This window comes from Deinococcus humi (genome assembly GCF_014201875.1).
GTDB lineage: Bacteria > Deinococcota > Deinococci > Deinococcales > Deinococcaceae > Deinococcus > Deinococcus humi.
Genome location: NZ_JACHFL010000030.1, coordinates 1 through 13808, shown reverse-complemented (window position 1 = coordinate 13808; position 13808 = coordinate 1). Strand labels below are relative to the sequence as shown.

Sequence of the window (13808 nt, the reverse complement as noted above, 5' to 3'; positions counted from 1 at the left end):
CCCACGGTGCACACGGGGATCAGGGGCACCCAGAACCCGTTGGCGACAGCAGCCGGGACGCCTCCAGCCCCGATCAGGAGGAGGGGAAGAAAGTCAGTCCCAGTGTCCTGCCTGCGCTTATGTCGGGCCATGTGGGGCGGCATGAAAGTGCTGCGCTGACTGCGCCTTGACACGGTCAGGTTCCCATTTTCCCAGCCAAGTCCTACTTTCGGACAGGACTCTGCCTGGCCTACTCCCATAGTTGCCGTATTGCCGCTCACGCAGCCCAAGCCCCTGCTCTACCTTCCTGGTCACAGCCACGATCTCCAGTGGCCTCTCCAATGGATAGATGCATGAGGTGCGGATCGGTAAAACGCCAGACCCGTGGGATTAGGTGGCCCTGAGCTGCGGCCTGATGTGTCAGAGCCGTGTGAGGGGCAGCACGTTACCTTTGCCTCCATGTCGGGCACTTCGTTCCCACCCTTTCGACGGTCTGGTCTGCCGGGTTGGCTGATGTTCATTCTGAGTCTCGCCCTCCCAATGGCCGCCGCTGAAGGAAGCTCGGAGCTTCTGGTGAGTGGGACGTCCCGCGCTTCGCTGGAAACGGGCAACAGCAACAAGGGTGATCTGGGAACGGCCTCGCCTATGCGCAAGACCAGCCTCTTCGTGTATGCCAATGCCGGCGAGCAACTGGCGATGGGCAGCAGTGGCATGCTTAGCGGCTTATCGCCGGCCGCATCCATCAATGTTTACGCCGGTGAGGTGAATCTGACCAGCGGCAGCGCACCGACTCCCGTGAAGACCTGCCTGCCCACAAACGCGAAGGTTGGCTACATCGAAACGCGGCTTCAGGAGACCAGCGGCCCCAACACTGTCAATGCCGGCGGCTATATTCCCTGCACTTACACTGTGACCAGCACCAACGTCTATACGATTGAGTTTCTGGCCCCCAGCCCCACCGCCGACAAAGCCCCTACGGCCAACACCGTGGGAACCGCGTGGCCTGTCCCTGTCGCCAGCGACTCCAGTATCGCCGCCTGGGACGTCACGGTGGTCAAGAACGGCTCTACTGCTGTTCCGGGCCGTGTCTGGACCACCTATCTGGCGATGAACAGCGGCGGCAACAGCCGCTCTGTAGGCTTGAAACTCTACGTGCAGACCAAAGACGGCTACCGCTATCAGGTGACGCAGAACCTTGATCCCTACGGCTTCGTGTTCTTCGCCAACAACAAGGGCGTGACCAACAGCTCTGGTCAGGCGAGTTTTCAAAGCGCCACCGTCGCTTCGGCAACGTACGGCACACCAGTGGTTGGGCTCGACAGCGGCACCGACGTGACGCACAAACTGTTCTTCAACGTTCCGGATACGACGCTCCCGGCAACGGTGGGCACCGACTGGCTGCTCACGAGTGCGCCAACCCTGCCCCCCACCCCAAGTGGCCTGACGTTCACAGGCCGCGAAGGGAATGTTGGGTATGCCGGCAGTTCCAACGGCTTTCTCCTGGGCGGGACCTTCACCTTCACCAATTCCAGCCCGCAGGCGTTCAGCTACCGCCTCACCATTCCCCTGTCGGGCAGTGGCTCCAACACCAACCGGGTCCTGACTGGGCTCGCCAAGAGCGGCAGCAATACAGTCGACTGGGACGGCCTCGACGGCGATGGCAAGGTCGTGCCCGCTGGCAGTAACAGCTATACCGCCAGCGTGACCCTGTTTGCCGGTGAGGTGCACTTTCCTCTCCTCGACTCAGAAAATGCTGTGGGGATGAATATTACCCGGCAGACGCTGAGCGGTTCCGGCGGTGCCAGCACCATCTACTGGGACGACCGCCTTCTCACCCGCTCGAATGGCGTATCGACCGGGATCGCCGGCGCGCCCAGCCCCGACGTGACGCCCAGCGGCGTCGACAGTTCATTGAGCGCTCAACACAGCTGGAGCAGTGCCTTCGGCGACAAGAAAGTCATGGACACCTGGGCCTACTATCCTGGGAGCCCGGCCACGGCCAGCAACTCTGTGCAGGTCCGGACCGCCGACATCAGCCTTGTGAAGGCCACCTCAGCCACTACGGCGGCGCGGGGCGGCAAAATCACTTACACCCTCACGGTACAGAACCTGACCGCCAGCACTCCGGGCCAACCGCTCACCGTGACCGTGGCCGACGCGCTGCCCAGCTGGGCCACGGCCAGCAGTTGGCGCTGTCCGAGTGGGTGTGCGGTCGTCGGCGGCACCGGAGCGCTCTCGACGGTAGTGACATTGAATAATCAGACGCCGGTCGTCATCACCGTGACCAGCACCGTGAGCTCCGCCACCACGATCGGCACCAACCTGACCAATACGGCCACCGTGAGCCGCGCCAATGACGCCATTGACCCGGATACGCCCAACAACACCTCCTCGGTGACCGTGACAGCCCGCGATCCCGTGACAAATTTGGATCTGGTCAAGACGGTTCGTAACGCCACGAAGCAGCAGACGACAGGAGGCACATCGAGTGTCGCCAGCCCCGGCGATCTAATGGAATATGTCATCCGCTATACGAATAGCGGTGACCTGGCGATCCCCAATCTGAGCCTGCAAGACAGCCTGGCAACCAACCTGACGCCGGTGAGTGCCGTTCTGGTGTGTCCGTCCGGCACGTCCGTGACCCTGACGGCGACACAGAATTACGTGGTAGCCCTCAACAGTTTTTGCGGGAGCGGCACACAGGTCGCGGCTGGTGAGAGCGGCACCTTGACGCTGACGGCCCGTGTGAAGTGAAAGCGGTCAGAAACACAATATTCGGGTTGCCAGCTCTGAGTGAAAATGTCAGAAGTTGACATTGATTTGGAAAGCCTCTTTTGCCATGCAGCGCGGACAGTCCGCAGGAGCCCAGACGTCGGCTGTTCTTAAGAACAGTCAACGTCAACACTCCTACCTGGGCGCTATTGCGGCTGCGGTGGGTGTCGGCGTGGTCCAGTTCGGCATCCTGAAGGTTGCTGGTGCTGATCCTTCACGGTCCATCGTCTTTCCTTCGGCAGCACGAGGGCGGCCAGCGGTGCGTCTTCTTGAGCCACGCCGCAACGGAGCGTGTACGCGCTGCGCTTCCGTGCAGGATTGCGCCATAAGAAGACCATTGACGTTGGGTGGATGGCCATGTTCTTTCTCCTTGAGGCCACGTCGCAGCGGGTATCACCGCTGGCATTCATTCGTGTCCCAGCGACAGTAGCTCCTATGTCTACGGAGAGCTGGACTACACCTTGGGGTGTCCGGCCAACCAGCAGGTGAGACCAGTGTCGGTTCTTGCCGCGGCACCCCGACAGACGACGCGATCCGCTGCAGCACCAGCGACCTGCGAATCGCTCCGAGATGACGGAGACGAAGGTGGCCACGCTGGCCAGGGACACGCAACTGCGCCTGCAATTCTGTTCATCGGGCTGGTGCAGGGTGAGCGCGGCGCGGGGTGTCGACTTCGTCTCCCAAAGTGATCTGCGGCGCTGAAGTTCAGCACCGGGCTGTATGATTTGACAGCAGCTGCATACCGGGCTATATTTAAGAAATCAAGGCGGTCTTCGGGCCGCTTTTTCCATTACTCAGAGCTGGTGTTCTGGGCAGGGCTCGATGAACTCCACGTCCAGCCAGTATTGGGCGACGTCCCAATCTGATGGATTCAGTTCAGCAGACCAGGCGGCCCAGGCATCTGTCCTGATTTCCTCGTGGCAGCCCAAGTAGTCCGCCAGGGCAGTGCGCTCCTCTGGGCCGGTCATCTGACTCACCCTGATCGGCAGCATACATGCGGGCGAGCTGGTCGGCGATCTCGGCAGGGGTCAGCTCACTCGGGCGCATGGTGGTGACAGGATAAGACTGCGCCGGGACAATGAACGGCCACAGGACACCTTCCCTTCTTTCATTCCGCTTCCCCCACCGGGGGACAACAAATGAGCATTGGTCTATGTCAGTCGCACCTTACAGTGCAGGAGTAAAGCGCTCCTTTTAACCCTCAGTGTCGTTGGCCTCCTGGCATTAACGGCCTGCACGTCAACCGCTCCTCTCCCGGTGACAGATGCGCCGCCCAAGGTGGAACAACCCAGTGCTCCACAGACTGCTCAGCTGGAGAGCGCCTACATCCTGGATCTCAAGAAGGGGGTCGGCGACAATCACCGGTTGTGGATCCACGTGTATCAGAGCGGCAACACCTTCACGGGCTTTGGGAACGCGGGATACGTCACAGCGGACGCCGCATGGATCGAACCATACAGCGGCAATTTGATTGGTACAGTCATCGGCAGTCAGGTTAAAATTGAGCTGCCGATTCACGATTACTACGACACCAACAAGGACGTGAAATACGATTTCATGGGTGTTGTGAGCGACAAGAAGTTGAGTGGCACCTGGAGGCGCGTTTTTGTCGGAGAGGACTTCGGCCCAGACATGACGGGCAATTTCGAGGGCGTAAGCTGGCAATAGAATTAGAGCGTCGGCCACAGGCTCTATGCAGCCGGGAAGGTCAATGAAGAGAAAAGGCGGCCCAATGGCCGCCTTGATTCCTTCTGATTCCTTGAATGGGGCGCTCTAGCAGCCCTCGTTCAAAGCACCGTGAAGCGGCTACCGCTTAGGGCTTCCGAAAAAGCGGTTGAGTTATGTATGTGTTGGAGGCGTTGAACTGGGTGGGAACATTGATGTTCTTTCTAAAATCCACCACTCTGCTGAAAGCCAGAACGCCGATGTCGTACGAGGTGTTCGGTGTCAGCGCTGACGAGGGAAAGGTGACTGGAATGTTCTGAGTGGCAATGTTGGCGGCGGTCACGAGGGGCCGCTCCCCGGAGGCATCGGCCTGCGTGGGGTACACCCGGTGCAGATAAAGGGCCGCGCCGTCGACGGGCGGCCAGCTTACGGTCACTTGGGTGCCATCGTCGGTAGCGATAATCGGTGCAGCCGTTTTAAGAACGCTGGCGGGTTTGATCTGGCCGGACGTGGCCGTGTACGTCTGTCCAGCAATTGTCGCCGAGACCTTGTACACGCCAGCAACAGGGGCCATTCCCGTACTCATGAAATAGGTGCCGTACAGGTTGGCGCCTACCGTGAGCACCCGCGGCTCAGGCTCATCCTGGTTCCAGCCTGCTGGGCCGGTGATCGTGACCTGGGTGTTCTCGGTAAGCGCCCTGCCGTCGGACAACGCCAAACTCACGAGTAAGGAGGTGCCGATCTTCTCAATGCTCTGGGTGACAAAGGTTCCTGCAGCAAGCTGAAGTACGGGTGTTGGATCTTTTTTTGGCTCTGGTTGAACGACAGCGGGCGAATTGCAGGATGTGAGAAGAAGAGAAGAGATGAGAATCAAACCACCGTATGTACGCATTGTGTTTCCTGGACAGCAAAATTACTGGGAATCGCCTGACAGCAGCGTCACAACAAAAAGCTCCCGTCCGCCCATGCCGAAGCGCAGGGAGCAGGGGGCTTTTGTACGGCTGAGCTGCGCCTTGTACCGCAGGGGACGCTGCCGTCCTCTCGGTTGGTCTGCATTTCATGTGGTGAAACGCAAAAAGCACGGACATTGCAGGGGGTTCGTGCTCCGGCTCGCACTGGATCGTGTTCACGATCTGCTTGTTCTCTGCGTCACCCTCCTAGTGAGCCTTGCATTGCCGCCTGCCCCGTTTTGAGGGATTGTCGGCGTGACCCTATGGCCCGTCTAGGTGATGCACCCTGAGCGAGTGAATCAGGTCAAGCCACTGACGGAATGGCTCGGGAATCCACGTGATGAACGGATGCTCAATGGGAGCTTTCCGCACCTCAAGACCCTGCTGGCGGACGTGATCGGCCAGCATCTCGACGACCGGCTCGAGCTCGAACGTGCCCGAGCCGGTCTTGGCCAAAATGGTGTGTCCGGTCCAAGCTTCAATCTGCTCGAGGTTCGCCCACTGCACCTGGTACAACGCTTCGTAGACAATGGTCTCGGTGGGTCCGTTTGACCCCGCTGATAAACCGTCAGACTTGAAGGTGTACGTGATCGGAGGACGACAATCCTGGTCGCGTACACGTACTTCACCGCCACACTGCCCGCAAGTAAAACCGCCCATATCGCCATAGCGGCTGCCACGGTACAGGTGCGGTGTGTGCGGAATGAAGTGGCAGTGCGGGCAGTACATCAGGATCGGTCCTTCCGTCAGCTCCGTGATAGGCTCTCGAGGACGCGCCCAGTAGTACACCGTAGTCATCTGCCCAGTGTGCACCAGCGGTGAGCCGTGATCTTTCAACGCCCGATGAAGGTCCCCCGTGAGCGATGTCAGGCGATAAACCGAGCTTAGGGTCATTCACGTCCTTAAGTCAAATTCTTGCCTGGGAGGCAGAGCTTTTCAGATCGTCTGTGCTTCAGCCCGTCAGAGCAGGTAGCGTGAGGCATGCGAGCAGTCCAGGAACGGTGCGGGGTGGACCTCAACGAACAGGGGAAGCCGGTTTCGCTACACTGGCGTAACCGAACCTACCGGGTGGCGCGCGAGCACGATGCGTTCCGAGCTGGAGGCCCCTGGTGGCTCGGTGAGCCGTCCCGTGATTGCTGGGTGCTGGAGTGCGGCACGCTGGTGGTCGAGGTCCACCGCTTTGACGAGACGGATCCACCGCAGGAGATCAGCGGGTGGTGGGTGGCACGGGTGCAAGACTGAACGAAAAAAGCTACCCACTCGCCCACGCAGGGAGGTGGGGGCATTTCAGATTCGAGCCTGTGCGTACAGGTCCGGTCCGGCCGGGTTCCGTTCACCGTGTGGCGCTGCGCGACCGCTCTGCGGCAGTCGAGCGCTAGAGCCCCGCATCGCGAACAGTGATGCACGCGCCGCTACATCCAGTGCAGCGGTTGCCAGCGTAAGGAGAATGGGTGCCAGCCTGGTGGCAAGAAGCTCAGGCCCTTACTCAGACACCGAGGCCCGCCCGCCCACTCTGGTAAGTTGCAGAGCGCACAGGGTATCTATGACAGTTGTGACCATCACGATGCCTAGTGCGGCTCCCACCCGACCACGCGCTGGATTCTCCGGTTTCAAGGCCGCACCGAGGGCCGCGAGGTCCATCACGTCCCCCATCACCCGCGACCACACCCCAACAGTCGGCAGCGTAAAGACCAGCGCGGCATGCGCGAGTTCTCGAGCACCGAACATACGGAGCCAACGGGTACGGTCTGGCACCCCCAATGCGTCTGCGAGCGGTTTACTCGCGAGCAGTTCCGTGGTGCCGAGCGCAAGACTGTACCAGCCCAGCGCGTGTGCATATCGAGAGGTTTTGATCATGTGCTGTAGCCTCCTAAAGCCGGGCACAGGAACAATCTAGGCGACATAGATGGTGTATGGAACACCGTCGTCGGCTGAGGCTGCTCAACCGTCCATATCGTTACATCTTGGATATGCGGCACGTGACAGGCACGTTAACAATAAGCAGTCATCTTTTCCATTGGCCTCATTGAAAATGAGAAAATGGTAAGAATCCCGCATTCCCGTTTGTGACGTGACTGTAGGTCGCTCCAGGGCCTCTGGGACAATAAAAATGGAATCGGTATCTATCATAAGTTGACACAGGGGCTAACCCTGACGCCCGAGACCGTGGCACAGAGCGGCGTGCTGGTGTGCTAGGTGCGGACTCTGGGGGAAGGAAAGGTGGATAAGAGAGCGACGTTCTGGTTTGCGCTTCCCAAGCTCTCGCTTGGGTAGGCGGAAAGGGCAGTGTTCCACACCGCTTTGGGAAGAGCCTCCATCAATAAAGCCTTGAGCAGCTTTTATGCTGTGGGGACACCCCACCCGCCCATGCATAAGCGCAGGGCGGCAGGTTGTCCCTTTAATTCCGCGCTAACAGGGCCAGATTCACGGGTCCGGGTCTCCTTCGGGCCCGCTGTCGGGCTGGCGCTGGGTACGGCGCCGCTCCCCTGTCCTGTGACCAACCTCCATCTCCACATCGCCGCCCTGCACGTCGATCAAAACGATATCGCCCTCTTTCACCCCCGCAGGCAGACTCGACAGGCGCCAGTCCGCGGGGGTGCCGTCTGACAGCACAACGTGGGCGAGGTGACCTGCGATGCTCTCAATGACGACGTAACTGACCCCCAGTTCCTTCCGACTTTGCGCCATGTCTCAAGGTAATCCCTGGGCGCTCTGCTCCTGCGCCGAGTTGTGGCATGGAGTGAGTACAGAGGGTTGTGGTCCAAGAGCCATCCGTCACCCCCCTCTAATCTGCCGCCAGCACGATAGTCTCTGCTCACCACCTGTCTCTCCAGTTCGTTCCCATCCGGAGTTTGTTCATGTTGAGGTCCCCAACATCCCTCGTTGCCCGCTATCACCTGCTCGTGCAGGTGCTGGCGTCGCTGGCCCGCAACAGCCATGAGGTCGAGGCCGTGGTTCAAGCGGTGCATCAGCAGGCCGGCGCCCTCTTCCCGTCGCAGGCCACGCTGCTGGCCCTGCTGCAGCCGAACGGCGACTGGCGCTGGGAATTACGCGAGGAGGACCAGCGTTTCACCCAGCACGTCCCGTTCTACCCTGAAGGCATCATGGAGAGCGTGCTATACGGTGATGCCCTGTCCGTGAGCGACATCGACGCCTACTTGCAGGACCATCCGGTCCGCGTCCGGCGCATGACCAGGGGCCCGGAGGTCATCCCGGATATCCGCCAGGTGGACGAGCAGCCGGGCCAGCCAGCAAGATCCATGCTATTTGTCCCCTTGGAGATCCAGGGCAGACGGGTGGGCGTGCTGTCTATCCAGAGTTATGAGGCCGGGGCCTTCGACAGCACCGATCTGGAGTTCCTGCAGCTGCTGGCACAGCATGTTGCGATTGCGCTGGACAATGCGGCGCTGCGTGAGGAACTCGAGCGGCTGACCCGCACGGACACGCTGACAGGACTCCTCAATCGCCGGGCCTTTTACGAAGACGTGTCGGAAGCCATGCGGCTGGCCCGGCAGGAGGGTCTAGAGCTGAATCTGGTCATGCTCGATGTCGACGGATTCAAAACGATCAACGACACCCATGGGCATCAGGGTGGCGACGCCGTGCTGAGAACCCTAGCGCGGGTGCTGAGGCAAAGCCTGCTGGCACCCGACGTCGCGTTTCGGCTGAGCGGCGATGAATTCGCGTTGCTGGTGTGGGGACCGGTCGCGCGGGTAGGGGAAGCGAGCGCCCGGCTGACGCAGGGGCTACTGGCCGCCGCGTGGCTGCCGGGGACTGGCCCGCTGAGCCTGCAGGGAGGCACGGCGCAGTTGTTGCCCGAGGGAGGCGTGAACGAGTGGTTGTCCCTGGCCGACGCACGGATGTACGACGTCAAACGGCGGCGAACGGTGGGCCGTACGGTGAACTGGGGGCTCGACTTTGATGGCGGGATTGAGGCCTAGGCGAGCGGCCTTTGTGAGCAATGCCCAATGAATTCCAGGGCAAAACCGTACTACTCCCAACCTGTCAGGTCAAGGTCCACAGGCTACGCTAGCCGGGCGGCTGCCTGGACTTCCTTGTGGCCGCCCAATGCGGTGGGCGTATCTGACCGTCAAATCTTTCTGGAGGACGAACGCGAACAGTTTATGCTCCCTTCAATGACGTCGCATCGACACTACCTCCTGGTTGACGACAACCTGCAAGACCGCATGCTGGCGCAAGAGGCGTTCGAACAGCTCCGCCCGGAATGCGTGCTGACCTGTGTAGGAAGCGGTAGGGAAGCGCTGGAACTACTGTATCGACCTGAATTTCAACCCGACGTGGTGTTGCTGGACCTCAACATGCCTGGCATGAGTGGCTTCGAGGTGCTGACCGAGATGAAGCAAGACGCTCGCTTAGTCCACATCCCAGTGGTGATCCTGTCCACGTCCAGCGCTCAGAAGGATGTAGAACTGGCGTACATCCTGCACGCCAGTTCTTATCTGGTGAAATCTGTCAGCTTTCACGATTTCCTGGAGCAGTTGGAAAAGGTCCTGCACTACTGGCAGATCAGTCACACCGTGCGTAACCTGACCAGCCGTAGCGAGCTTTGAGCACGCCTGGACCACGTGCGGTCCACACCCAATCGAACATCAGTGGTTTGGGTATTGAAAAAGCCCTCATTCTCTGTATTCGCAGTTGTACGGGTAAGTTTCTGACGAGTTGTTTGTATGAAATGAAGGAAGTTTTCATTCTATGCGCTGAACTGCCTCAACACGAGTAAAGACATTCAATTCGACTTCCATTCTCAAGCACTGACTCTAGGCTGCCCCGTGCCCAGCGGGATTTAACGCACTTGTATTTAGAGGCTGGTGCCGTTATGTATGTGGCGAACTAGCTTCAGGCAGAATGTCACTGCTGACGAAAGTGAAAAACGCCCTCGCTGCAATGGGGAGTAGTCAAGTACGGCACAGTGAGCGAGTTCAAGCGGCATCACACCTGCAACTGCTGGGTCCGCACTGATACCTTCATGCCTCTCGACAGGCCGGACCCAATGCACCACACGAGACCGGAGCCTGCCGAGGCGGCTCGGGTTCAGGCCCACCGCCGCTTCACCGCGCGGCTGGCAGCCATAGGCGCGCCAGCGAGCTCCGGGGGCTGAGCCTAGCCCTGAAAGCCCGGGACAGCGCAACCTGGGGCCATATGGACTGCATCGTCGCGCTAGCCACGCGGATGGTAGAGGCGCTCTGCTGGTTTCCGTCTCAGATCCAGGCCGTGTGCTGGGGCGCGTACCTGCACGACATCGGCGAGGTCGCCATTCCCGACGCGGCGCTGCTCAAACCTGGAGCGCTCACCGTCGACGAACAGGCCGTAATGTGCTCCCATATCGAACGAGGCATGACCCTAGTCGCTGCGCTGGACTTTTGGCCGGACATGACATTGGCGGTGGTACGCGATCACCACGAACGCTGGGACGGGCAGGGGTACTCGGAGGGCAAGGTCGGGCGTGAGATCAGTCTGGCGGGACGCATCTTCACGCTGTGTGATGTGTAAGATGCCCTGGCCAATGCGCGGCCCTACAAGGCTGCGTGGTCCCCCAAAGCAGCGCTAAGCGAGATCATGGCGCAGGCGGGGCGCCACTGCGACGCGGTGGTGGCCGGGGTGTTCGTGGAGCTGCTGCATAACGGGGGTGGGTCAGCCCACTGTGCGGTCTTGAGGCGATGCCTTCCTCTGTGCAGGACTGGGTAATTTCACGTCAAGTCAGTCTGTGGCAGCCTCCTTCTCTCTTGCCATGACAGGCATCACTCTGAATCCAAAACCCTCAAAGCGCCGGCAATCCACTCCTGTTTAGGGCCGGACATCCAGATCCGTTCCGAACTGCGCGTTGAAAAACAGTGCCAGGGCCTGCGCGAACCGTTGATGGGCCAGGTTGCTTGGGTGAATTCCATCCAAGCTGAATGACCGCCCAAACGGCGCAGCAGCCGTCGGAATCAGCGGACGGCCAGGCAAGGTGTCCAGCACCTGGGTCACATCGAACACCGGGATCTTCCGCTCAATGGCAATCGCACGGATCGCTGTGTTGTACCCCTCCACAATCCGCTGGGCCTGCCCATATTCTTCTGCAGTCAGGGTTTCCGGACTCGTGCAAGACAACGGCGCCGTCTTGCTGGCCCGGCCCACAACGACACTGCCGAAATACGCCTCCTGTCCCTGACAGCTCTCGTCCACCACGCCCAGCAAGCGCAGCTGACGCACAGGAATAAGGGCCGGGACCCGCGTCACATCGGGAATGGTCATCAGGACCAGCGACTTCACGCCCCCCGTTAGGAGTCGGTCCACCAGGATCTCGTAATTCGCCCGGAAACGGTCCAGTGGCGTGGCCTGATCGGGCCGCCCGCGCAGCGTGGGCAACAGCACGTCATTGTTCCCGATCCACACGGTGGCAAAAAGGGGCTGGCGGGCCAGGGCCGCGTCCAGCTGAGTGGTGCTCGGGCCCAGAATCGCCCGGTAAAGCGCAGCGTCGTAGAGCTGTGGGTCGGGGTCAGTGACCTGGATATCGGTGCTGTCGAGCACGTCGCCGACTTTGGCTCCAGGAACCGCCACGACGGGTGAGATCACTCCAGGCTGACGCAAGGCGCAGTTTTTCTCGCCCGTGACCCCAATGGGCGGTGGGCAACCAGGAGCCTGAACCTCGGGCATGGGGACGTCCAGGCCGGCGCGCTCCCCCAGCAGATGGGGATAGGCCGCCCGCTGGGACTCCGCTGTAAGGCCACCTGACTGGAAGCCGGCCGTGATGCTGTCACCGAGCGCGACGTAGCGGGTGAATGGGGTGGCGTCAGGGCGCGGCGTATGTGCGGTCTGGACGGGCGCACAGGCAGCGAGAAGAGGCAGGACGAGGGGCAGAATGGATTTCATGATGGATCCTCAGCAGGGCAGCGGGGGAACAGGGTCAATGGATCATCCAGCGAGCGTTTGATCCAAAGATACGATTTAAAGTGGATGAGACTGTCTGGAATCCTGCCAAAGCTCCATTGATTGACCTCCTGGTGCTCTGGGCACGGCTCGATGATCTGAACGTCGCGCCAGTACTCGCCCTCGTCCCAGGCTGCCAGGCTGAGGAAAGTAGATGAGGCGGCGGGAAAATCACGAAGCTCTGCCATGGCCTTATCTGCCTGAGTAAGCATTGCAGAGCCCAAACAAAAAAACCCCCACCCGCCCATGGCGCGGCTTAGAGGGGTAGGAACTTCAATCGCCTGAGTTGTGCGGTACTTACTTAAGTGGTAAGACCATTGGCACCGCACCTTGGTTGGCCCGGCTGGGCGATGGGAGCGCAGGCAGTCATGGCCAGGGTGCAGCGCAAGAGTACTTGCCTTATTGAGATCGAGAATCACGTTATTGGTAAGGGCTAGGTTCTCGCTGGACAGGTGTCCATCGCCGTCCATCAGATCCGACGCCACCGCCGCCAGCTTCTCGTCCACACGGAATCTCTGGCAAGATGTGCCCTTCTAATTGGATTGCAGACCTTGCTGCAATCCGGCCAGGGTCTCCTCGCCGAGCTTGCTGGCGATGTGCTTCACCTGCGCCCGCTTGCTTTCCATCAGGCGAATCAACCCGCTGATCAGGTCATCCGTCACGCTGAGCTGCCCCAGCACATTCGTGATGCCCTGCAAGACGCCCGCACCGAAGTCCCAGGCGTGTTCATGCCCTGGCTGGAATCCATGGTGCCTTGCGACGGCCACCTGAGTCTATCGACGATAGGCGTTGCCCTGCTTATCCACCGTCAGGGCCATTTCCGGAGCCTGCTGTTCAGGCGGGCCTGCTCGCGGTAAACCTGATCGCTGCTGATGGTGTGGGTCTGCCACAGATTGCGGTAGGCCTTGACCTCATTCCCGATCCCTGAATGCCCTGCTGGTGGGCTCGCTTGTCCTGGGCCGCCTGCAGGGTAGAGTGGTGGGGCGTGCTCTGGACTTGTCTGGCTACAGCACTAGCGGTAGAAGCGGCCTTGTTCTGCTCTGCAGTCTCCAGGCGCATTGCTTTTGCCTAGGTGCAGTACTCCTGACCTGGCAGTTTGGAGGCCTGCAGGCGTCAGCGCCGATGTCGCTGACGCACTTCAGCTCTGTCTGCGCTCCTTTGGTGTCCAGGTTCAGCTTGACGCCATTGGCGCGTTCGACAAATTGCTGGTACTTCAGGAGGTCCTGCTGGGCTCTGGAAGTATCTACCCGCGCCTCTAAAAATAATTCCCCAACAGTACGGCCTTGAGTCATACGTCACTTCTTGAAGCGGGCAATGAAAAACCCCACTTAGAAGCGGGGTGGCTGTGCACTGACGGCTGAAGGTTCTTTTTGCGCTATCGACGTAACGACTTCGTATGACCACGACGGAAGCTGGCGAGGAAAGCGTCGATGACCTGGGGGTCAAACTGTCGTCCGCGTTGCGCGCGCAGCTCCTCGACAGCGGCTTCGTGGGTCCAGGCCGACTTGTAGG

14 protein-coding genes are annotated in these 13808 nt (G+C 60.3%); 6 read left to right on the top strand and 8 right to left on the bottom strand.

The window, feature by feature from the left end; genetic code table 11:
- Window positions 1-552 precede the first annotated feature (552 nt).
- Entirely contained in the window at window positions 553-2733 is a 2181-nt protein-coding gene (locus HNQ08_RS28160) for a DUF11 domain-containing protein (RefSeq protein WP_184138058.1), read from the top strand.
- Window positions 2734-3545: 812 nt separating this feature from the next.
- Here HNQ08_RS28160 and HNQ08_RS25565 read toward each other — a convergent pair.
- Complete coding sequence (locus HNQ08_RS25565) at window positions 3546-3719, bottom strand: hypothetical protein (RefSeq protein WP_229790285.1); 174 nt, start codon at window positions 3717-3719, stop codon at window positions 3546-3548.
- Window positions 3720-4008: 289 nt separating this feature from the next.
- On the opposite strand from HNQ08_RS25565, the gene HNQ08_RS25560 reads away from it, so the two are divergent.
- Window positions 4009-4419, top strand: a complete 411-nt coding sequence (locus HNQ08_RS25560) for a hypothetical protein (RefSeq protein ID WP_184138057.1) — start codon at window positions 4009-4011, stop codon at window positions 4417-4419.
- A 145-nt stretch (window positions 4420-4564) separates the two neighbouring features.
- Here HNQ08_RS25560 and HNQ08_RS25555 read toward each other — a convergent pair whose 3' ends face one another.
- Together HNQ08_RS25555 and HNQ08_RS25550 are read right to left on the bottom strand one after the other, a co-directional pair.
- Entirely contained in the window at window positions 4565-5308 is a 744-nt protein-coding gene (locus HNQ08_RS25555) for a hypothetical protein (protein WP_184138056.1), read from the bottom strand.
- Window positions 5309-5627: 319 nt separating this feature from the next.
- Window positions 5628-6164, bottom strand: a complete 537-nt coding sequence (locus HNQ08_RS25550) for a hypothetical protein (RefSeq protein WP_184138055.1) — start codon at window positions 6162-6164, stop codon at window positions 5628-5630.
- A gap of 183 nt (window positions 6165-6347) precedes the next feature.
- Between HNQ08_RS25550 and HNQ08_RS25545 the strand changes: the two genes are divergently transcribed.
- Entirely contained in the window at window positions 6348-6608 is a 261-nt protein-coding gene (locus HNQ08_RS25545; RefSeq protein WP_184138054.1) for a hypothetical protein, read from the top strand.
- A 240-nt stretch (window positions 6609-6848) separates the two neighbouring features.
- Here HNQ08_RS25545 and HNQ08_RS25540 read toward each other — a convergent pair whose 3' ends face one another.
- The gene (locus tag HNQ08_RS25540; RefSeq protein ID WP_184138053.1) at window positions 6849-7223 is read right to left on the bottom strand and encodes a hypothetical protein; all 375 of its coding nucleotides are present in this window, start codon (window positions 7221-7223) and stop codon (window positions 6849-6851) included.
- 567 nt (window positions 7224-7790) lie between these two features.
- The gene (locus HNQ08_RS25535; protein WP_184138052.1) at window positions 7791-8054 is read right to left on the bottom strand and encodes a DUF3006 domain-containing protein; all 264 of its coding nucleotides are present in this window, start codon (window positions 8052-8054) and stop codon (window positions 7791-7793) included.
- A gap of 170 nt (window positions 8055-8224) precedes the next feature.
- Here HNQ08_RS25535 and HNQ08_RS25530 point away from each other — a divergent pair, with 170 nt between their 5' ends.
- From HNQ08_RS25530 to HNQ08_RS25520, 3 genes are all read left to right on the top strand, one after another.
- Window positions 8225-9307 carry a sensor domain-containing diguanylate cyclase gene (locus HNQ08_RS25530; protein ID WP_184138051.1) on the top strand — a complete coding sequence of 361 codons (1083 nt, stop codon included), beginning with the start codon at window positions 8225-8227 and terminating at the stop codon, window positions 9305-9307.
- Between the two features lie 195 nt (window positions 9308-9502).
- Window positions 9503-9937 carry a response regulator gene (locus HNQ08_RS25525; protein ID WP_184138050.1) on the top strand — a complete coding sequence of 145 codons (435 nt, stop codon included), beginning with the start codon at window positions 9503-9505 and terminating at the stop codon, window positions 9935-9937.
- 589 nt (window positions 9938-10526) lie between these two features.
- Window positions 10527-10877 carry an HD-GYP domain-containing protein gene (locus HNQ08_RS25520; RefSeq protein ID WP_184138049.1) on the top strand — a complete coding sequence of 117 codons (351 nt, stop codon included), beginning with the start codon at window positions 10527-10529 and terminating at the stop codon, window positions 10875-10877.
- A 294-nt stretch (window positions 10878-11171) separates the two neighbouring features.
- Here HNQ08_RS25520 and HNQ08_RS25515 read toward each other — a convergent pair whose 3' ends face one another.
- The 3 genes from HNQ08_RS25515 to HNQ08_RS25505 are packed head-to-tail and all read right to left on the bottom strand — an operon-like array spanning window position 11172 to window position 13063.
- Complete coding sequence (locus HNQ08_RS25515; RefSeq protein WP_184138048.1) at window positions 11172-12239, bottom strand: GDSL-type esterase/lipase family protein; 1068 nt, start codon at window positions 12237-12239, stop codon at window positions 11172-11174.
- Window positions 12236-12802 (bottom strand): hypothetical protein, encoded by a 567-nt coding sequence (locus tag HNQ08_RS25510; RefSeq protein ID WP_184138047.1) that lies wholly within the window; start codon window positions 12800-12802, stop codon window positions 12236-12238. Before HNQ08_RS25510 ends, HNQ08_RS25515 begins: the two co-directional genes overlap by 4 nt.
- A 27-nt stretch (window positions 12803-12829) precedes the next feature.
- Window positions 12830-13063, bottom strand: a complete 234-nt coding sequence (locus HNQ08_RS25505) for a hypothetical protein (protein WP_184138046.1) — start codon at window positions 13061-13063, stop codon at window positions 12830-12832.
- Between the last annotated feature and the right edge of the window lie 745 nt (window positions 13064-13808).

Bases quoted from the DNA above. Each gene is read 5' to 3' on its own strand.
- HNQ08_RS25565 (WP_229790285.1), bottom strand. From the start codon at position 3,719: ATGACCGGCCCAGAGGAGCGCACTGCCCTGGCGGACTACTTGGGCTGC.
- HNQ08_RS25555 (WP_184138056.1), bottom strand. From the start codon at position 5,308: ATGCGTACATACGGTGGTTTGATTCTCATCTCTTCTCTTCTTCTCACA.
- HNQ08_RS25550 (WP_184138055.1), bottom strand. From the start codon at position 6,164: ATGACTACGGTGTACTACTGGGCGCGTCCTCGAGAGCCTATCACGGAG.
- HNQ08_RS25545 (WP_184138054.1), top strand. From the start codon at position 6,348: ATGCGAGCAGTCCAGGAACGGTGCGGGGTGGACCTCAACGAACAGGGG.
- HNQ08_RS25540 (WP_184138053.1), bottom strand. From the start codon at position 7,223: ATGATCAAAACCTCTCGATATGCACACGCGCTGGGCTGGTACAGTCTT.
- HNQ08_RS25535 (WP_184138052.1), bottom strand. From the start codon at position 8,054: ATGGCGCAAAGTCGGAAGGAACTGGGGGTCAGTTACGTCGTCATTGAG.
- HNQ08_RS25530 (WP_184138051.1), top strand. From the start codon at position 8,225: ATGTTGAGGTCCCCAACATCCCTCGTTGCCCGCTATCACCTGCTCGTG.
- HNQ08_RS25525 (WP_184138050.1), top strand. From the start codon at position 9,503: ATGACGTCGCATCGACACTACCTCCTGGTTGACGACAACCTGCAAGAC.
- HNQ08_RS25520 (WP_184138049.1), top strand. From the start codon at position 10,527: ATGGACTGCATCGTCGCGCTAGCCACGCGGATGGTAGAGGCGCTCTGC.
- HNQ08_RS25515 (WP_184138048.1), bottom strand. From the start codon at position 12,239: ATGAAATCCATTCTGCCCCTCGTCCTGCCTCTTCTCGCTGCCTGTGCG.